16 protein-coding genes and 2 pseudogenes are annotated in these 18,957 nt (G+C 67.2%); 6 read left to right on the top strand and 12 right to left on the bottom strand.

Annotation, left to right across the window (positions count from 1 at the left end; all coding sequences use genetic code 11):
- Positions 1-22 precede the first annotated feature (22 nt).
- The 5 genes from EKK97_RS23120 to EKK97_RS23100 all read right to left on the bottom strand — a co-directional run bounded on the left by EKK97_RS23120 (position 23) and on the right by EKK97_RS23100 (position 4,308).
- A complete protein-coding gene (locus tag EKK97_RS23120) occupies positions 23-613 on the bottom strand; it encodes a TetR/AcrR family transcriptional regulator (RefSeq protein WP_236551328.1) in 591 nt (196 codons plus the stop codon).
- A 132-nt stretch (positions 614-745) separates the two neighbouring features.
- Positions 746-2,050 carry a phosphate regulon sensor histidine kinase PhoR gene (phoR, locus tag EKK97_RS23115; RefSeq protein ID WP_159555557.1) on the bottom strand — a complete coding sequence of 435 codons (1,305 nt, stop codon included), beginning with the start codon at positions 2,048-2,050 and terminating at the stop codon, positions 746-748.
- Between the two features lie 2 nt (positions 2,051-2,052).
- A complete protein-coding gene (phoB, locus tag EKK97_RS23110) occupies positions 2,053-2,742 on the bottom strand; it encodes a phosphate regulon transcriptional regulator PhoB (protein WP_159555555.1) in 690 nt (229 codons plus the stop codon).
- An 85-nt stretch (positions 2,743-2,827) separates the two neighbouring features.
- The gene (gene ubiA, locus EKK97_RS23105) at positions 2,828-3,721 is read right to left on the bottom strand and encodes a 4-hydroxybenzoate octaprenyltransferase (protein ID WP_159555553.1); all 894 of its coding nucleotides are present in this window, start codon (positions 3,719-3,721) and stop codon (positions 2,828-2,830) included.
- Between the two features lie 29 nt (positions 3,722-3,750).
- Positions 3,751-4,308 carry a chorismate--pyruvate lyase family protein gene (locus EKK97_RS23100; protein ID WP_234287083.1) on the bottom strand — a complete coding sequence of 186 codons (558 nt, stop codon included), beginning with the start codon at positions 4,306-4,308 and terminating at the stop codon, positions 3,751-3,753.
- A gap of 113 nt (positions 4,309-4,421) precedes the next feature.
- On the opposite strand from EKK97_RS23100, the gene EKK97_RS23095 reads away from it, so the two are divergent.
- The 4 genes from EKK97_RS23095 to EKK97_RS23080 all read left to right on the top strand — a co-directional run bounded on the left by EKK97_RS23095 (position 4,422) and on the right by EKK97_RS23080 (position 7,515).
- Positions 4,422-5,582, top strand: coding sequence for an FAD-dependent oxidoreductase (locus tag EKK97_RS23095; protein ID WP_159555551.1), 1,161 nt, complete (start codon positions 4,422-4,424; stop codon positions 5,580-5,582).
- Between the two features lie 212 nt (positions 5,583-5,794).
- Complete coding sequence (locus EKK97_RS23090) at positions 5,795-6,073, top strand: HU family DNA-binding protein (protein WP_159555549.1); 279 nt, start codon at positions 5,795-5,797, stop codon at positions 6,071-6,073.
- Between the two features lie 81 nt (positions 6,074-6,154).
- The gene (locus EKK97_RS23085) at positions 6,155-6,511 is read left to right on the top strand and encodes a hypothetical protein (RefSeq protein WP_159555547.1); all 357 of its coding nucleotides are present in this window, start codon (positions 6,155-6,157) and stop codon (positions 6,509-6,511) included.
- 35 nt (positions 6,512-6,546) lie between these two features.
- Positions 6,547-7,515, top strand: a complete 969-nt coding sequence (locus EKK97_RS23080; protein ID WP_159555545.1) for a LysR family transcriptional regulator — start codon at positions 6,547-6,549, stop codon at positions 7,513-7,515.
- On the opposite strand, the gene EKK97_RS23075 is transcribed toward EKK97_RS23080, so the two are convergent.
- Genes EKK97_RS23075 through EKK97_RS23055 form a run of 5 tightly spaced genes read right to left on the bottom strand, consistent with a single transcriptional unit; the run spans position 7,494 to position 12,494 of the window.
- Positions 7,494-9,044: an aldehyde dehydrogenase family protein gene (locus tag EKK97_RS23075; protein WP_159555543.1), complete on the bottom strand. Its 1,551-nt coding sequence runs from the start codon at positions 9,042-9,044 to the stop codon at positions 7,494-7,496. The two genes, EKK97_RS23080 and EKK97_RS23075, sit on opposite strands and share 22 nt — an antisense overlap.
- The gene (locus EKK97_RS23070) at positions 9,041-9,928 is read right to left on the bottom strand and encodes an NAD(P)-dependent oxidoreductase (protein ID WP_159555541.1); all 888 of its coding nucleotides are present in this window, start codon (positions 9,926-9,928) and stop codon (positions 9,041-9,043) included. Before EKK97_RS23070 ends, EKK97_RS23075 begins: the two co-directional genes overlap by 4 nt.
- The gene (locus EKK97_RS23065; protein ID WP_340162907.1) at positions 9,925-11,187 is read right to left on the bottom strand and encodes an amidohydrolase; all 1,263 of its coding nucleotides are present in this window, start codon (positions 11,185-11,187) and stop codon (positions 9,925-9,927) included. The genes EKK97_RS23070 and EKK97_RS23065 overlap by 4 nt, the downstream gene beginning before the upstream one ends.
- 10 nt (positions 11,188-11,197) lie before the next feature.
- Positions 11,198-11,686 (bottom strand): hypothetical protein, encoded by a 489-nt coding sequence (locus tag EKK97_RS23060; RefSeq protein WP_159555539.1) that lies wholly within the window; start codon positions 11,684-11,686, stop codon positions 11,198-11,200.
- Positions 11,676-12,494 carry a DUF3100 domain-containing protein gene (locus EKK97_RS23055; protein ID WP_159555537.1) on the bottom strand — a complete coding sequence of 273 codons (819 nt, stop codon included), beginning with the start codon at positions 12,492-12,494 and terminating at the stop codon, positions 11,676-11,678. Before EKK97_RS23055 ends, EKK97_RS23060 begins: the two co-directional genes overlap by 11 nt.
- Before the next feature lie 217 nt (positions 12,495-12,711).
- Between EKK97_RS23055 and yccS the strand changes: the two are divergent.
- Positions 12,712-14,930 (top strand): annotated as a pseudogene (yccS, locus tag EKK97_RS23050) (YccS family putative transporter).
- Between the two features lie 7 nt (positions 14,931-14,937).
- On the opposite strand, the gene recG reads toward yccS, so the two are convergent.
- Together recG and EKK97_RS23040 are read right to left on the bottom strand one after the other, a co-directional pair.
- Positions 14,938-17,019 (bottom strand): ATP-dependent DNA helicase RecG, encoded by a 2,082-nt coding sequence (gene recG, locus EKK97_RS23045; RefSeq protein WP_159555535.1) that lies wholly within the window; start codon positions 17,017-17,019, stop codon positions 14,938-14,940.
- A pseudogene (locus EKK97_RS23040) lies at positions 17,016-17,935 on the bottom strand (hydrogen peroxide-inducible genes activator). The gene recG and the pseudogene EKK97_RS23040 overlap by 4 nt, the downstream one beginning before the upstream one ends.
- Before the next feature lie 77 nt (positions 17,936-18,012).
- Here EKK97_RS23040 and EKK97_RS23035 point away from each other — a divergent pair.
- A complete protein-coding gene (locus EKK97_RS23035; RefSeq protein ID WP_159555533.1) occupies positions 18,013-18,885 on the top strand; it encodes an SDR family oxidoreductase in 873 nt (290 codons plus the stop codon).
- Positions 18,886-18,957 lie beyond the last annotated feature (72 nt).

Here is an 18,957-nt window from a genome sequence, read left to right as displayed (position 1 = left end):
GAGAGGCCGATCCCACGCAGGATCACGGCGGTAACCGTCTGTACCGCCTTCTCGAACTGCAGGTCGTCGAGGGGTGGTCGTCGTTGAGCAGGGCAATCTGGTAGTTAAAATCGGCGTAGTGCTGGGTCGAGGCCCAGATCATGTAAAGCAGATAGGAGGGCTCCACCGGCAGGATGCGCTCGTTCTCGATCCACTCACGAATCTTGGCTTCCTTGAGCTTGGCCCACTCGTAGAGATTCTCGCGCAGCTCTTCCTTGAGAATGGGAGCGCCCTGCATCACCTCGGCTGCCCAGACCTTGGAGCCGTGGGCACGGCTGCGGGAGTGCTGCATCTTTGCGCGAATATAAGTGGCAAGTACGATGCGCGGGTCGTCGTAGAGTTCGAAGCACAGGGCATCCTGTTTCCACACCTCGAGGAGCTCCAGGAGCACTTCGCGATAGAGCTCCTCCTTGGTGGAGAAGTAGTAATGCACGTTGGACTTGGGCAGTTCGGCGAGCTTGGCGATGTCGCCCATCGATGCCCCGGCATAGCCTTTTTCCGCGAAGACGCACTCGGCGGCAAGCAAGATTCTTTCCCTGTTCTGACGCCTGATCTCGTCCTGTTTCCTTGCCATTCAGGAGTCCCTTGCAGTGCCCGTGCCGTGTCGTTGACGCAGCCTGTACGGCCAGGCGGGACACGAGAAAAATGGTTTAAAAACAACCTGCTAATACAGAGCATACACAAGAATGGGGCACAGCGACAGTCGTCAGCCGGTGGCCAGCTCGGTCGCCATCAGGCGGGAGGCGGGGAACACGCAGCGGAACAGGGCGCCCTGGCCGGGGTGGGATTCGATTTCCAGGTAGGCGTCGTGGCGCAGCAGCACGTGCTTGACGATGGCGAGCCCCAGCCCGGTGCCCCCGCTTTCGCTGCTGCGTCCCTTGTCGACCCGGTAGAAGCGCTCGGTGAGACGCGGAATGTGGACCGGATCGATGCCCTCGCCGTCATCCTCCACTTCCAGGCAGGCGCCCTTGGGGTGCGGTTTCCAGCGCAGCACGATGTGGCTGCCTTCGGGGGTGTAGCGCACCGCGTTGGAGGCCAGGTTGGACAGCGCGCTGTGGATCTCGCTGTCGCTGCCGAGCAGGCGGCGCTTCTCCTCGAGCTCCACGCGGATCTGCTGGCGGCCGGCCGCCAGCGCCTCGGCGTCGCGGCGTACTTCTTCCAGCAGCGTGGCCATGGCCAGCGGCAAATGGTCCTCGCCGCCGCGGTCGATCTCCAGGCGTGACAGCAGCAGCAGGTCGTTGACCAGGTTTTGCATGCGGGTCGTCTGCTCCTGCATGCGAGAAAGCCCCTGAGCGAGCCGTGGCGGCAGCTGCTCGGCATAGGTGACGTAGGTCTCGAGGTAGCCGGCCAATACCGTCAATGGCGTGCGCAGCTCATGGGAGACGTTAGCGACGAAATCGCGGCGCATCTCCTCCAGGCGATGCAGTCGGGTGATGTCGCGTGCCATCACCAGGCGCTCGTCGTCGCCGTAGAGCGTGATCTGGAACTGCAGCACCATGCGTTCGTCCACCGGCGAGGGGAGCGTCAACGGCTCGCGATAATCGCGGGCGTTGAAGTAAGCGACGAAGCGCGGGTCGCGCACCAGGTTGGTGATGTGCTGGCCGCGGTCATGGGCGGCCTTGAGGCCCAGCATGCGCTCGGCGGCGCTGTTCCACCACTCGAGGTCGCCATGCTGGTCGAGCATTACCACGCTGTCGCGCATCGCTTCGGAGGATTCCTGGATGCGCTTCAGGGTTGCCTGCAGGCGATGCTGGGTATGCCGCTGGCCCTTCTGGTAGCGGTAAAGACGGTCGAACAGCTCGCCCCACAGTCCGGTGGCCGCGGGCGGTTCGCTGTGGGGGTTGCGCGCGAGCCAGCGGCGCAGGGCGTGGAGCTGCTGCAGGTGATAGGCCAGGCGCAAGGCGAGGCCGGCGGCGAGCCCGAGCCCGGGAGCGCCCAGCAGCCAGCCGAACAGGGCGCCGGCGGCGGCGAGCAGGCCAAGGCGCCAGAGTTCATGGCTCCAGGGGCGCAACGTCAGACCTTGTTGGAGAATCGATAGCCGGTGCCGCGAACGGTCTGGACCAGATGCTGGTGGGCATCGCCCAGGGCCTTGCGCAGGCGGCGGATATGCACGTCCACGGTACGCTCCTCGACATAGACGTTGCCGCCCCATACCTGGTCGAGCAACTGGCTGCGGGTATAGGCACGCTCCTGGTGCGTCATGAAGAACTGCAGCAGACGGTACTCGGTGGGGCCCATCTCCAGCGCCTTGCCATCGGCACTGACGCGATGGCTGACCGGGTCGAGTACCAGGCCGTCCACCTCTACCGGCTCCTCGACTCCCTTGGGCGTGGTGCGCCGCAGTACAGCCTTGAGCCGGGCCACCAGTTCACGCGGTGAGAAGGGTTTGGTGATGTAGTCGTCGGCGCCAGCCTCGAGGCCCTGGATCTTGTTGTCCTCTTCACTCTTGGCGGTGAGCATGATGATCGGCAGTTCGCGGGTGGCTTCCTCGCGCTTGAGCCGGCGTGCCAGCTCGATGCCGCTGGTGCCGGGCATCATCCAGTCGAGCAACAGCAGGTCGGGCTGGTTGTCGACGATCATGCTGTGGGCGCTCTGCGCGTTGGCAGCCTCCAGCACCCGATAGTCGGCCATCTCCAGCGCCACCGCGATCATCTCGCGGATCGGCGCTTCGTCATCGACGATCAGAACGGTCTTGGCGGTCATCCCGAAGCCTCGCGGTCAGTGACGGGTCGGTGACGATCTCACCACGTCATCATGACACTTGGATGACAATGCCGCCATAGCCGGGCTAGATCCCGACCGGGGGCCACAGGCTCAGGCAGATGCCAGCGAATACCAGCAGCCCCGCCCAGTGATTGTTGAGGAAGGCCTGGAAACAGCGATCGCGCTCACGATGGCGGATCAGGAACTGCTGATAGAGGAAGGTCGCGGCCATGCCCGCCAGTCCCAGCCAGAAGAACACGCCCAGCTCGAGGCGCAGCCCGACCCAGCCCAGCAGGCCCAGGGTGACCAGCTGCAGCACTCCGATGGCCGCCTTGTCGGCACGGCCCAACAGCACGGCGGTGGACTTGATACCGATCTTGAGGTCGTCGTCGCGGTCGACCATGGCGTACTCGGTGTCGTAGGCCACCGTCCAGGCCACGTTGGCGGCGAACAGCAGCCACGCCTCGAGGGGCACGTCCCCCAGCACCGCACCGAAAGCCATCGGGATCGCCCAGGAGAAGGCGGCGCCGAGGAACAGCTGCGGCAGGTGGGTATAGCGCTTCATGAACGGGTAGACGAAGGCCAGCGCCACTCCCACCAGCGAGAGCAGGATGGTGAACAGGTTGGTGAACAGCACCAGCACGAAGGCCGAGGCGACCAGGGTGGCGAACAGGGCCTTGGCCTCTCGCTCGCTGATACGCCCGGTCGCCAGAGGCCGGTTTCGGGTGCGCTTGACGTGGCCGTCGAAGTGGCGGTCGGCGTAGTCGTTGATCACGCAGCCGGCGGCGCGCATCAGGTAGACCCCGGCGACGAAGATTAGCAGCAGGTGGCGCTCGGGAACCCCGGCGGCGGCCACCCACAGGGCCCACAGCGTGGGCCACATCAGCAGCCAGGTGCCGATGGGGCGATCCAGCCGCATCAGGTGCAGGAAGTCCGGCAGGCGGGCAAGCCCCTTGGGGCGCATCAGGGAGCGATCCATCGTGTTCTCCTCAAACGATCGCGCTCATCCTAACGCGATGGCAGCGCCAGATCATCCGCCATCTGGTCGAGGAAGAACTCCTGCACCAGTACCGCGAAACGGCCGTGACGAAACACCGAACGACGCCCCCAGGGGCCGTCCAGCGGATGGAAGGGGGCCGGAGCGGCGGTGACCTCGATGGGGCTACGCTCCAGGTCGGGTTGACGAAACAGCCAGCTGCCCAGCGAACGCTCGCCCAGCCGCTCGAGGCGTTGGCCGCGCAGCTGTGCCAGCGGCGCCACCGAGCGCGCCACCACCCAGGGGCGTTCGTCGAGACATAGTGCCACTTCCCGCAGCCAGGCAAGGCGGCCATGGGGCTGGCCCAGGGCTTGGGCTTCGTCGAGGCTTGGCTTGCCCAGGCGCTGGGCGAGCAGGCGTACGCGGAAGGAACGCCCCGCCCCGGCGTCGATCAGCCGGGCGGTGAGCGAATCCCGCGTGGCCACCCAGGCCCACCAGGCCGGACTCATCGCGGGTTGGCTTGCGGCCAAGGGGCGCCAGATGGGAGCGCGAGGGGGCTTGGCGTGGCGCTCCGTGTCGTTCCGGGTCACCGGCACCTCCGGGTCGAATATGGGGCGCATAGTGTAACATGCGGTCCTGACGCACTTGCGCGCGCCATGCAGCGTTTCGCCCGTGGTATGGACAGCGTTTTCCAAGGAGGCCCATGAGCGCACCTCTCACTATCATCGGTTCCGGGATGGCGGGCATCGGCCTGCTCAAGCAGTTGCGCATGCTGGATGCCGACTGCCCCGTGACGCTGATTACGGCCGATAGCGGCGACGACTATTCCAAGCCGCTGCTCTCCACCGGTTTCGCCAAGCGCCTGGCCCCCGAGAAGCTGGCGGCACGCTCGGCGCTGGAGGTAGCCGCTCAGCTGGGCGCGGTGGTACGTACCCATACCCGGGTCGACGCCATCGACGCGCAGGAGCGTTGCCTGCACATCGGTGAAGAGCGCCTGGCCTACGGTGAACTGGTGCTGGCTACCGGTGCCGCCCCGAGCGTGCCATTTGCCATCCCCGAGGCGCTTGCCGACCGCGTTTTCAGCATCAACGACCTGGACGACTATCGTAACTTCCATGCCGCGCTCGAGGCGTTCGGCCAGCGAGCCCGGGTGGCCATCATCGGCGCCGGCCTGGTGGGCAGCGAGTTCGCCAACGACCTGGCGGCGGGTGGCCACCGGGTTAGCCTGGTGGCGCCGGAGCAGGCGCCACTGCCGCGTTTGCTGCCGGAGCCGTTGGGGCGGGCGCTGGGTGAAGCCTTTGCCGCGGCCGGTATCAGCCTGCACCTGGGGCGTGGTGTGGAGCGATTGGAACGGGTCGGTAGCGATGTCGGCGTGGCACTCGACGACGGCAGCCGGCTCGAGGCCGACCTGATGCTGGTAGCGACGGGGCTGCGTCCCCGCATCGAGCTGGCGCAGGCCGCCGGACTGGCCGCAGGGCCAACGGGGATCCAGGTCGACCGCTACCTACGAACCTCGGCACCTGGCATCCATGCGTTGGGCGATGTGGCCTGCGTGGCTGGGGTCAACGCCATGTATGTCCAGCCGCTGCAGGCCAGCGCCAAGGCATTGGCGCGCACGCTTGCCGGCAGTCCTACCCAAGTGAGCTATGGCGCCTGGCCGGTACTGGTGAAAACCCCTCTGCTGCCGGTGGTGGCCCTGCCACCGCTGCAGACGCCGGCTCGCTGGCGGATCGAGGGTGAAGGAGGTGATCTGGCTGCTCTCGCCGAGGACGTAGACGAACGTTTGCTCGGTTTTGCGTTGACAGGAGCGTGCGTGAAGCGGAAAGTTGAGCTGGCGCGAGCGGCGCCGCCGTTGCTAGGCTAGTGACGTCAACGTTTCGGCCGGTTTTTTTGCCGTGCCAAACGAATGTCAGCTCGCTTGACGCTTCAAGAGCAAGGGAAGACCCAAAACAGAAGAACCCAAACAAAGGGAACGGGGCTCTCCCGGGGAAGTGACAGGCGGCACGAGCGTGACCATCGATGAATAACAACTCACCGGCATCGGTGCCGGGACATAGCCAATACCAGGAGGGCTTTATGCGTAAGCCAGAACTTGCTGCGGCAATTGCCGAACGCGCAGAACTTTCGAAAGACAAGGCCAGCCAGGTGCTCAACGTCATCCTCGACGAGATCACCGGCAGCGTGGCCCAGGGGCAAGACGTTTCACTGATCGGGTTTGGTACCTTCACCGTGCGCGAGCGTGCCGCACGTACCGGCAAGAACCCGCAGACCGGCCAGCCGCTGGCCATTCCGGCCAGCAAGACCGTTGCCTTCAAGCCGGGCAAGGGGCTCAAGGACGCCGTCGGCAAGCGCTGATCCTGTCAGCGGTTCCTCTCGTGGCGCGGCCTGTCCCGTCAGGCCGCGATACCTCATTCCCTCGCTCGAATCGGATTCGACATGAAGCTGCGACTGATGCTGTGGCTGTTGGGGGTGATGCTCAAGCGAGCCCTGCGTCGCAAGCCGGGTTTCCGCCAGGCCCTCACCGACGCGCGGCGGCTCGACTGGGGGATCGCCACCGAAGATCTCTCCATCGCGCGGCACTACCGCATGTCGCCACAGGCGATCCAGACCGGGGCGGGACTGCCGGTGGATCTCGACCTCGAGCTGCGCTTCGCCGATTCCGCCAGCGCCATTCGCGTGCTGCGCAAGCCGACCCAGCAGGCCTTTCTCGACGGCATGATGGCAGGTCAGGTACGCCTGGTGGGCGACTCGGCCGATCTGAAGAAATTGCAGAAGCTGCTCAAGCAGCTTTGACCGCCTCCCGACAGACTTTCACGGCGTGACGTGACGTGGACATTCCCCACCAGCGGCTGGTCTATTTTCGTGTCACCCTCGAGTCCGGCTCGGTACGCCAGGCTGCCGCGCGGCTCGACATCGCCCCCTCGGCGGTGAGCCGGCAACTCAACCTGCTCGAAGAGGCGCTGGGGGCTACCCTGCTGGAGCGCAAGCGCAGCGGCATCCGTCCTACCCCGGTGGGCGAGATGCTGCTGGAATACTGCGAGCGGCGCGGCGCCCTCGACGAGAGCTTCATCGCCTCGCTGGAGGCCTACCAGCGGCTGGAGACCGGCACCGTGTCACTGGTGGTGGGCGAAGGTTTCGTCGGCGACCTGATCGCCAAGCCGCTGCGCGAGTTCACCGAACGCTATACCGGTATCCAGCTCGACATTCACCTGGCCGGCACCTCCGGCATCATCGAGGCGATCATCGATGAACAGGCCCATATCGGCCTGATGTTTCATGAACGTACCCACCACCAGCTGCGCTTCTGGGTCTCGAGCCCGCAGCCGCTGATGGCCATCCTGCCGCCCGAGCATCCGCTGGCCGAAGAGACGGAGCCCCTGACCCTGGCTCAACTGAGCGAGGAGCCGATGGCGATGTGGGATCCCAGCCACCAGGTGCGGCAGATGGTCGACCAGGCCTTTCACCAGGCGCGGCTGCGTCCGCGCATGAGCATGAATACCAACTCCATGGCGGTGTTGGCGCAGTACGTGCGCAGCGGCATGGGCATCACCCTGCTGCCGGCCTTTGCCGTGGCCCGCGATCTCGAAGCGGGAACGCTGGTGGCGCGTCCGGTCGACGACCCCCTGTTCCTGCGTTCCCAAGCGCACATGGTCACCCGCATTGGGCGCCAGCAGCCCAAGGCCAGCGTGCTGCTGCTGCGCCACCTGCAGCGCTGGATGCAGGCCTTCCGTGGCGCCGAAGCGCCCTCCCTCGAGAGCGCTTCGGGGGGCGGCGATCAGCCCACGCCGTTGCCGTAGCCCATCGCCACGCTGGCTTCGCCGGCGGTCTCCACCCACACGCTCTGGGGCAGGGTGTACTCACGCAGGCCGTCGAGGCCGCTGGAGCGGCCGAAGCCGCTGTCGCCGAAGCCGCCGAAGGGCGACATCACGCTGATCGCCTTGTAGCCGTTGATCCACACCGTGCCGGCGCGCAGCTGAGCGGCGACGCGGTGGGCGCGGGCCGGGTCCTGGGTCCACACCGCGCCGGCGAGGCCGAAGCGGGTGGCGTTGGCCAGGCGTACGGCCTCCTCTTCGTCATCGAAGGGCATCGCCACCAGCACCGGGCCGAACACCTCCTCATGGGCTATCTCCATCTCGGGGGTGACGTCGACCAGCATGGTGGGGGCGAGGAAGTAACCCTGTGCCTCGTCGGGCAGCCCCGCCGGGCGGTTGCCACCGGCGATCACCCGTGCCCCAGCGGCCACGGCAGCCTCGATCATGCGCGTCACATGGGCATACTGGCGGGCGTTCTGCAGCGGCCCCATGCGGGTTGCCTCGTCACCGGGCAGGCCGACTTCGATCCCGGCCGCGGCACGTGCCAACCGCTCGGTCACTTCCTCGAACGCTTCGCGCTGGACCAGCAGTCGTGAGCCGGCCACACAGCTCTGTCCCGCCGCGGCGAAGATCGCCGCCTGGGCACCGGCCACGGCGTCGTCGAGCCTGGCGTCGGCGAAGACGATGTTGGCCGACTTGCCGCCCAGCTCCAGCACGCTCGGTACCAGCCGCCGCGCTCCGGCCTCGGCGATCAGCCGACCGCTTTGGGGCGAGCCGACGAATACCAGCTTGCTGATGCCTTCGTTGCCGGTGAGTGCCGCGCCGGTGCTCGGCCCCAGGCCGTTGACGATGTTGACCAGCCCCTTGGGCAGGCCGCCTTGCTCCAGCAGCCGGGCGATCACCACCGAGGTGAAGGGGGTGAGTTCGGAGGGCTTGAGCACCACGCCGTTGCCGGCGGCGATGGCCGGGGCGAGCTGCCAGGCGCAGGTGAACATTGGCGCGTTCCACGGTGTGATCTGTCCCACCACCCCATAGGGCACGTGACGCACGTAGTTGAGGTGGCTGGTGGGTACCGGGATCACCTCGCCGTGCTGCTTGTCGCACCAGCCCGCGTAGTACTCGAACATCTCGCGCACCTTGCCGACCTCGCCGCGGCAGTCGCGGATCGGCTTGCCGGCCACCACGCTTTCGAGCTGGGCCAGCGCCTCCTCGTGACCTTCGAGGCCGCGCACGGCGGCGTTCATGCGCCGGCCGCGCTCGCTGGCGGTGAGCGCCATCCACGCCTGCTGCGCCCGGGTGGCGCTAGCGACGGCGCGCTCGACCAGGGCCGGGCCGGCATCGCGGTAGTCGAGCAGCGCCTCACCGGTGGCGGGATCGACCAGCGTGATCGTCTCGCCTTCGCCCGGGCAGGCGGTACCGTCGATCCAGTTGGAGCGAGGCGTTGCGCCCTGCAGCTCGAAGCCATCGAGCAGCGTCGAGAGACGCTCCCGGGCCTGTCGATTGAGACGGTTCATGATGCGCTCTCCTCGGCGGGGGTGGCGGCAGCCAGCCGTGCGCCGGCGATACGGTTGAAGTCGTCGCCGTCGGCGGGGTGCTCGGGGTCGGCGTGCCACGCCTCGACCACGGCTTGGAGCAGGCCCGGCGGCATGTCGAGGCGCTCGGCGGCGGCGCGGGCCAGGCGCAGGTCTTTGCGCATCAGGCCGGTGGTGAAGCCGGAGTCGAAGCGTCCGGAGAGGATCCACTCGGGGAAGTTGACCTCGCTGACCGCGCTGCGCCCCGAGCCGCTGTTGAGTCCGGCCAGGCAGGCGGCGGGGTCGACCCCGGCACGGGCGGCCATGGCCACCGCCTCGGCGGTGGTCAGCAGGTGCGCGGCGCACAGGTAGTTGTTGGCCAGCTTGACCACATGACCGCTGCCTGGCCCGCCGACGTGGGTGTAGCGGGCCGACATCGCCTCGAGCATCGGCGCCAGGCGTTCGATGGTGGCCGTCTCGCCGCCGAGCAGCATGCCGAGCTTGCCCGTCGCCGCCCCCTTGGGGCCGCCGCTGACCGGGGCGTCGAGCCACGCCAGCCCGGCGGCCTCGACCTTGGCGGCCAGCTCACGGCTGACCACCGGATCCGAGGTCGAGGTATCGACGATGACGCTGCCCTTCGGCGCCAGGCCGAGCAGGCCGGGGGCGGTCTCGATCACCTCCCGCACCTGGGCCGAGGTGGGCAGCGACAGCAGGTAGACGTCGCTCGGTGGCAGTTCGTCGGGGGCAACCACCGACAGCCCCTTGTCGGCCAGGCGCTGGCGGGCGCTGTCGAACAGGTCACTGCCGGTGACGTCGAAGCCGGCGGCTTGCAGGGTCAGGGCCATGTTGCCGCCCATCTGGCCGAGGCCGATAACGCAGATTCTCATGGTCGTTCCTCAAGAAGATGCAGGATGTCGTGTTTGGCAGGCGCGTCGATCCGGGCCGCAGCAGCGCTGCGGCCATGGAAGCAGTGGCGAAAGGCGCCGTCAGTCGTCGAGCAGGGTCGTGACCAGCGCCTGCCAGTACGCCACGCCGAGCGGGGCGATGGCGTCGTTGAAGTCGTAGTGGGGTTGTGCAGTGCCGCGCTCTCCACGCCGTTGCCGAGCCAGATGTAGGCGCCGGGGCAGGCCTCGAGCATGAAGGCGAAGTCCTCCGAAGCCATGCTCGGCGGCAGGTCGCGATGCACGCGGGTGATGCCTGGCAGCGTCTCGAGCACTCCGGCGCAGCGTGCCGCATGCTCGGGTGCGTTGATCGTGGCGGGATAGCGCGACTGGTAGTCGAGTTCGACCCTGAGGTCGTGGAAGCCGGCCAGCGCCTCGACGGCCTGGCGAAAGCGCCGCTCCAGATAGTCGCGCAGCTTGCCGTCGAAGCAGCGCAGCGTGCCGCGCAGCTCCACCGTCTCCGGAATCACGTTGAAGGCGTCGCCGGCGTGAAACTGGGTGATGCTGAGCACTGCGCTCTGATGGGGCGACGTCTCACGGCTGATCAGCCCCTGCAGATGGCTGGCCAGCTGACAGGCGGCCAGGATGGTGTCGCTGCCCAGGTGAGGCATGGCGGCATGGCAGCCGCGCCCGCTGAGCCTCAGGGTGAAGACGTCGAAGGCGGCCATCACCGCGCCGTCGTGCACCGCCGCCTCGCCCACGGCGAGCCCGGGCCAGTTGTGCAGGCCGTAGACGGCTTCCATGGGAAAGCGCTCGAAGAGCCCCTCCTCGACCATCACGCGACCGCCGCCCTCGCTCTCTTCCGCCGGTTGGAAGATGAAGACCACCCGCCCGGCGAAGTCCGGGTCGGCGGCCAGCGCAAAGGCCGCCCCCAGCAGCATGGTGGTGTGGCCGTCGTGGCCGCAGGCGTGCATCTTGCCCGGCACCTGGGAGGCGTGGTCGAAGCGGTTGGCCTCCTCGACGTCGAGGGCATCGATGTCGGCCCGCAGCCCGATGGCGCGTCCGGGGCCGCGCCTGCCGTCGAGCACTGCCACCACGCCGGTGCCGCCGCCCAGCCCGGTAACGACCTCGAGGCCGGCCTGACGCAGCAGCTCGGCGATGCGCCTGGCGGTACGATGCTCCTCGAAGGCGGTCTCCGGGTGGCGGTGGAAGTCGTGGCGCCAGGCCGTGAGGCGGTCCGGCGTCGGCAGCAGGCTGTCATCCATGAGCGGCTCCTCAGATAATCAGATGGGCAATGAACGCCGAGGCGACGAAGGTGCCGGTGAACACCAGCAGCGAGACGATCACCAGCTTCCAGCCGGTCTGGCGGAACATGGTGAACTCGCGGCCGGTCAGCGCCAGGCCGGCATAGGCCAGTACCGGCGTCACCACGGCGAGGAAGTTCACGTGGGCGAGTTGGCCGACGATCCAGGCGTTGCCGGGAAAGAAGGGCAGCGTCATGGCGATGCTGACCAGCGAGACCCAGGCCACGCTGGGCAGGTAGAACGGGACGAAGCGGCCGATGACCAAGCCGAGCATGACCATGGCGTAGAGCAGGATCATGCCGGGCAGCGCCTGGAGCAGCGGGGCGCCGTTGATCATGTTCGAGAACCAGGCCGCCACGCACACCACGGCCAGCAACAGGGCGGTCTTGCCGAGCTGCTGCTCGGGGCGCAGCTCCTCGAGAGCCTCGGCGTTCAGTGCGGAAGTGGTATCAGCTTTCATGGCGAACCTCCTGCAGGGGGGCGCCGCCCAGACGCTTGTAGAGCCATTCGGCCGCGGGCAGGGCGATGAACAGGGAGACGTAGAGGCCGGTGGCGTAGGTCAGCAGGTTGCTGGCGCCGGAGAAGGCCAGCAGTTCGTCGCGCAGATGGGGCGCGGCTTCGGCCAGGGCGCCGGAACAGGCCGCTACCATGCTGCCGCTACCCACGCCGCAGGCCATGGCCAGGGCGCGGATGTCGAGGACGTCCAGCGAGGCCAGGTAGCCGGCCATCAGCGCGAAGTAGAGGGTGCCGAACATGGTGCCCACCACGTAGACCCCCATGATGCCAATCCCCTCGGGGCTTCTCAGGCCGTATTTGTCGGAGATGATGGCGATGTTGGGTTCGCGGGCGATGGAGTAGGTGGCGCCGATGGCCTCGCGTCCCATGCGCAGCACCAGCACGGCGAAAGGCAGTGCCAGCAGCATGGTGCCGAGGTTGCCGAGTTCCTGCAGGATCAGCGCGGGTCCGGCGGCGATGATTTGCTCGATGGCCGGACCGATGGTGGAGCCGAACTTGGCGATGAAGGGCAGGATGGAGATCATGATCAGCGGGCCGGCGGCGTTGCTGACCCGTTTGGGAATGATCCGCTGCATGCCCGAGAACAGGTGCGGATTGAGCAACACACCGATCAGGAAGGCGTAGAACAGCGGCAGCAGCAACAGCGTGCCGGGACCGAGAGGAATGCGCAGGATGCCGATCGCTTCGGCCAGCAGCGACGCCAGCACCACCGTCAGGTGCAGACGCCAGTCGAGTAGCAGTTTCATGTCCATGGAGTTGTCCTTGTCGTGGTATGGGACACCTCCGAGTATCGAAAGGAGAGTGTTCCAATGATAGGCGGCCTATGTTCTGATTTTTGGCACACTCGCTGCGGTGCCCGGCGTTCCAGGCCGGCGCGAGGTGCCTGGCGCCGGCAAAGGCGTTGGACTTATACGAAAGTCGAGTGTCGAGTAGAATGATCGTGGCCATCCAACAATAAGCCGAGCATCCATGCCGACTTTGCTCTCCCTGTCGCTGCGGCGTCTGTGGACGCTGGACAAATTTGCCTACAGCCTGCGCGTGTTCCTCGCCTTCAGCGGCGCGCTGTTGCTGAGCTGGGCACTGGCCGACATTACCCTGGTGATCCCGCTGTTCCTCGGCGTCATCGCCAGTGCCCTGTCGGAGACCGACGACAGCTGGCAGGGGCGCTTGCAGGCGCTGGCGGTCACGCTGCTCTGCTTTGCCACCGCCTCTCTCGTCGTGCGCTGGCTGTTTCCCTGGCCGTGGCCGTTCGCCCTGGCCTTGGGAAGCGCAACCTTCGTGCTGGTCATGCTGGGCGCCATCGGGCAGCGCTACGCCACCATTGCCTCCGGCACGCTGATCCTGTCGCTCTACACCATGATCACGATCGAGCACCATGGCGGCGTGCCGCAGCAGGGCGACTGGAGCCAGACGCTACTGATTCTCTCGGGGGCGGCCTGGTACGGTGCGATCTCGGTAGTGTGGTGTGCGCTCTTCTCACGCCAGCCGGTCAAGCAGAGCATGGCTCGGCTCTATCGCGAGCTGGGCAAGTACCTGATACTCAAGTCGACGCTGTTCGAGCCGCTGCGCGGTGTCGACGTCGAGGCGCGGCGCCTGGCGCTGGCACGGCAGAATGGCCAGGTCGTGGAAGCGATGAACCGGGCCAAGGAGATGCTCTTTCGCCGGCTCGAGGGGCAGCGCGGCAGCAGCAAGCTCAATCGCTACCTGCGCATCTACTTCATCGCCCAGGACATCCACGAGCGGGCCAGTTCGTCGCACTACCCCTATGCCCAGTTGACCGAAGCCTTCTTTCATCACGACGTGCTGTTCCGCTGCCAGCGCCTGCTCGACCAGCAGGGCCAGGCGTGCAAGCGACTGGGCAAGGCGCTGCTGCTCAACCGCCCGTTCGAGCACGACCAGAGCGAGCTGGCACTCGCCGATCTGCGCGCCTCGATCGAGCACCTGCGGGCGATGCGCAACCCAGCCTGGCGCGAGCTGATGCATCCGCTCACGGCCCTGGCCGACAACCTCGCCACCCTCGAAGGGCAACTGGCCTCGGCCGACAATCCCGACACCGACGACGCGCCGGGCGACGTCAGCCTGTTCGATCGTTCGCCCGGCAGCATCAAGGATGCCTGGGAGCGCATTCGGCTCAACCTGACGGTGGCTTCGCCTACCTTCCGTCATGCCATTCGCCTGCCCATCGCCCTGCTGGCGGGCTATGGCCTGCTGCACCTGATCCACCCCACCCAGGGCTTCTGGATCCTGCTGACCACGCTGTTCGTCTGCCGCCCCAACTTCGCCGCCACCCGGCGCTTCCTGACCCAGCGCATCGCCGGTACCGTGCTGGGGCTGGTGGTTGGCTGGGCGTCGATCACGCTGTTCCCGCACCCGCTGTTGCAGACGCTGATCGCAGTGGTGGCCGGGGTGACCTTCTTCGCCATGCGCGAAAGGCATTACGTGATCGCCACCGCCGCCATCACCCTGCTGGTGCTGTGCAGCTTCAACCAGGTCGGTGACGGCTTCGACCTGATCTGGCCACGGCTCTTCGATACCCTGATCGGTGCGCTGATTGCCGGTGCGGCGGTATTCTTCATCCTGCCCGACTGGCAGGGCAGGCGCCTGCATCGCGAGGCGGCCAGCGCGCTCACCGCCAGCCGTCGCTACCTGGAGGAGATCCTGCAGCAGTACCAGAGTGGCAAGCAGGACGACCTCGCCTACCGGCTGGCGCGGCGTAACGCCCACAATGCCGACGCCGCGCTGTCGACGATGCTGTCCAACCTGCTGCAGGAGCCTGAACACTACCGCCGTCGCGATGCCGACGAAGGCTTCCGCTTCCTGGTGTCGTCCCACACCCTGCTGGGTATCTCTCGGCGCTCGGCGCACATCGCCACCGGCTGGAAGACGCCGGAGCCGATCGGCTGCTGACCGTTGCACGGCACGTGGCGGACTATCTGGGCCAGCTGGCGGATTGCCTGGCTCGGCGCGAGGCGATGGGCGAGGGGGAAGCGCTGCGCACGGCGCTGACGGAGGAGCTCGAATTCGAGTCCCAGGCGCCGGAAGAGGGGGGGGAGGAGCGCTACTCGCCGCTGCGCACGCAGCTGCAGCTGCTTGTCCGCCAGTTGGGGCCACTGACCGAGGCCGCCAATCGGCTAGTCGTCAGCGATGAGCCTCCGGCTGCCGCGGCGCTCGAGGCGTCAACGCGATGACCCGGGCTCATACCTGCCCGTAGCGCCCCGCCTCCTCGCCCAGCCAGCGGCGAATCAATGGCTGGCTGGCGTCCGGATGGCGGGCCAGCAGCGCCTCGGCCAACGGCGCGACGCGTTCGAGCAAGTCGGCATCGCGCTCCAGGTCGGCTATCTTCATCTGAGCGAGCCCTGTCTGACGCGTGCCGAGTACCTCGCCGGGACCGCGCAGTTCGAGGTCCTTCTCGGCGATGCGGAAGCCGTCGTTGGTCTCCCGCATCACCGCCAGGCGCTCGCGCGAATGGGCCGACAGCGGCCCATGGTAGAGCAGCACGCAGAAGCTCTCGCTGGTACCGCGGCCGACCCGTCCGCGCAGCTGATGCAGCTGCGAGAGCCCCAGCCGTTCGGGATTCTCGATGATCATCAGGCTGGCGTTGGGCACGTCGACCCCCACCTCGATCACCGTGGTGGCCACCAGCAGGTCGAGTTCGCCGGCCTTGAAGGCATCCATCACCGCGGCCTTCTCGGCCGCTTTCATGCGTCCGTGTACCAGGCCGATGGCCAGCTCCGGCAGTGCTTCGGTGAGTTCGTCGCGGGTCGCCTCGGCGGCCTGGCATTGCAGCGCGTCGGACTCCTCGATCAGGGTGCAGACCCAGTAGGCCTGGCGGCCCTCGGCGCAGGCGTGGCGGATTCGCGCGACCACCTCGGGGCGGCGTTCGTCGGGCACCACCACTGTCTTCACCGGAGTGCGCCCGGGCGGCAGCTCGTCGATGATCGAGACATCGAGGTCCGCATAGGCGCTCATCGCCAGGGTGCGCGGGATTGGAGTGGCGGTCATCACCAGTTGGTGGGGCGTGAGCCCGCCGGCCTCGCCCTTCTCGCGCAGCGCCAGGCGCTGGTGCACGCCGAAGCGGTGCTGCTCGTCGACGATGGCCAGCCCCAGGCGCTGGAAGTGCACGTCGCCCTGGAACAACGCGTGGGTTCCCACCACCATCCGCGCGCGGCCGTCGAGAATGGCGGCCTTGGTGTCGAGCCGTGCCTTGCCCTTGAGCTTGCCCGAGAGCCATGCCACCTCGATGCCGAGCGGCGCGAACCACGCCTTGAGCGTGCGATAGTGCTGCTCGGCGAGGATTTCGGTGGGCGCCATCATCGCCGCCTGACAGTCGCCGGCGATGGCCGATAGCGCCGCCATCGCGGCCACCACCGTCTTGCCCGAGCCGACGTCGCCCTGCACCAGGCGCAGCATGGGCACCTCGCGGGACAGGTCCGCGCCGATCTCGTCGAGCACGCGGCGCTGGGCGGCGGTCAGCGTGAACGGCAGCTGGGTGAGGAAGCGCGCCTGCAGTCCGCGCCCGCTGGGCAGCGCCGGGGCACCGTCCTCCTGAATCTTCAGGCGTACCTGCTGCAGGCTCAGGCGATGGGCCAGCAGCTCCTCCAGGGCCAGACGCCGCGTGGCCGGGTGCTTGCCGCTGGAGAGCCGTTCGGGGTCGGCGTCGGGGGGAGGCTGATGGAGGACGTGCAGGCAGTGGTGCAGCTCAGGCAAGCCGAAGCGCGTGCGCAGCGCCTCGTCGATCCAGTCGGGCAGCGCCTCGGGAGCCTCGTCGAGACGGGCCAGCGCCTGTTCGATCAATGCCCGCAGGCGCGCCTGATTGAGCCCCTCGGTGGTGGGATAGATCGGCGTCAGGTGATCTTCCACCGGCGGGGTGTCGGCGCTGAGCAGACGGTATTCGGGATGATAGATCTCGAGCCCGGTAGCGCCGGCGCGCGCCTCGCCGAAGCAGCGTACCCGGATGCCGGGGCGGAACTGCTGCTGCTGCGCCGGAGAGAAGTGGAAGAAGCGCAGGCTGATGATGCCGGAGCCGTCGCGCAGGCGCACCAACAGGCTGCGCCGGCGCCCCTTGACCACGTCGCTGGCCGAGACCTCCCCTTCCACCACCGCCTCGTGACCGGCCCGCAGGGTACCGATCGGCGTGATGCGGGTGCGATCCTGATAGCGTAGTGGCAGATGGAAGAGCAGGTCGGCCACGGTTTCGACGCGCAGGCGCGCCAGCTTCACGGCTACCGCTTCCCCGACGCCCTTCAGGGCGGTGACCGGCGCGTCGAGGTCGCTCATGCCGGCTCGGGAAGCGCCTCGTGACACTCGGTGATGGCATCCGTCACCGCATCGATCGCCTTGGGCCGTGGGAAGCTGGCACGCCAGGCGATCGCCACGGTACGCGATGGGGCCGGTGCCTTGAACGGCCGGCTGGCGAGCAGCCCGCTCTCGTAGTGCCCGGTGCCGATGGCCGAGCGGGGCAGCACGGTAATGCCGAGCTTCGAGGCGACCATGTGGCGGATCGTCTCAAGCGAGCCGCCCTCGGCGGTGAGGGTGTTGCTGGGGCTATTGAGCTGCTGGCTGATGGCGGGGCAGGCCTCGAGGATCTGGTCGCGAAAGCAGTGCCCCTCTCCAGCAGCAGCAGGCGCTCCTTGAGCAGATCCTCCTTGTCGATGGTCTTGCGCTGGGCCCAGGCGTGGTCGGCCGGCATCAGCACCTCGAACTGCTCCTCGTAGAGCGGCTTGGTCACCACGTCGGTTTCGGTGAACGGCAACGCGATGATGATGGCGTCGAGTTCGCCGCTGCGCAGCTTGCGCCGCAGGTTGGCGGTGAAGCCTTCTTCGATGTAGAGCGGCATCTGTGGGGCGCTGCGGGTCAGCGCCGGCACCAGGTGCGGGAACAGGTAGGGACCGATGGTATAGATCGCGCCGATGCGCAGCGGGCTCGCCAGCTGGTCCTTGCCGGCATTGGCCAGCTCCTTGATCACGCTGCTCTGCTCCAGCACGCGCTGCGCCTGCTCGACGATCTTCTCGCCCAGCGGTGTGACCTGCACGGTGGACTTGGAGCGCTCGAACAGCGCCACGCCAAGCTCCTCCTCGAGTTTCTTGACCGCCACCGACAGGGTGGGCTGGGAGACGAAGCAGCGCTCGGCCGCCCGTCCGAAGTGGCGCTCTTGCGCCAAGGTTACGATGTAGCGAAGTTCTGTTAGAGTCATGTCTGGTGCCCCGTGGGCATCCTCTCGGACGATAGATGACTTTCAATAGGGACTTTTTATCAGGGGGCGAGAGAAAGTTGAAGAACACGATACTGATTCTAGGTTGTGGCGACATCGGAATGGTGCTGGGCCGAGAGCTGTTGGAGGCCGACCACCGCGTGATCGGCGCGCGCCGTAGTACGGCAGCGCTGGAGGGAAGCGGCATCGAGCCGTTGCCGCTGGACCTGCACGATGAAGAGGCGCTGGCGGCACTGCCCGACGTGGATTACGTGGTCTATATCCTGAGCGCCGACCGCTTCGATGAAGCCGCCTATCGGGCCGCCTATCCCGACGGTCTCAAGGCGGTGCTGCGCACCTACGAGGGACGCAACGAGGCGCCGAAGCGGCTGTTCTTCGTCTCCTCCACCAGCGTGTATGGCCAGAAGGAGGGCGAGCGGGTCGACGAGGAGACCCCAGCGGAATCCGCGGGCTTCGCCGGGGCACTGATGCGCGAAGCCGAGCAGGCCCTCCAGCAGAGTTCGCTTCCCGGTACGGTAGTGCGTTTTTCGGGAATCTACGGACCGGGCCGGGATCGCCTGATCCGCCAGGTCCTGGAGGGCCGTATCGCGCCGAAAACGCCGCCCATGTACTCCAACCGCATTCACCGTGACGACTGTGCCGGTGTGTTGGCCCATCTGATCGGTCTCGCTGCGGCTGGCCAGTCTCTCGATACGCTCTATCTGGCCAGCGACAGCGCGCCGGCACCGCTGCACGAGGTCATGGCGTGGCTGGCGACACAGCTCAAGGTGGAGTCCACCGAGGTGATCCAGGCGCCGCTGCGCAAGCGCTCGAGCAAGCGCTGCGACAACGCCCGCCTGCGTGCGACGGGCTATGCGTTCCGCTATCCCAGCTACCGTGAGGGATACGCTCAGGTGATGCAGGAGGGCGGCTTCCTCGCCGAGCCGGTCTGACAAGCCTTGACGAAGGAAGCGACAACGCGGGCTGCCACGCCCCGCGTTGTCGTTTGCGTATGGTCGTTTGAC

This window comes from Billgrantia tianxiuensis (assembly GCF_009834345.1).
GTDB classification, from domain to species: domain Bacteria; phylum Pseudomonadota; class Gammaproteobacteria; order Pseudomonadales; family Halomonadaceae; genus Halomonas; species Halomonas tianxiuensis.
This window is presented reverse-complemented; position numbering and strand designations above follow the sequence as displayed.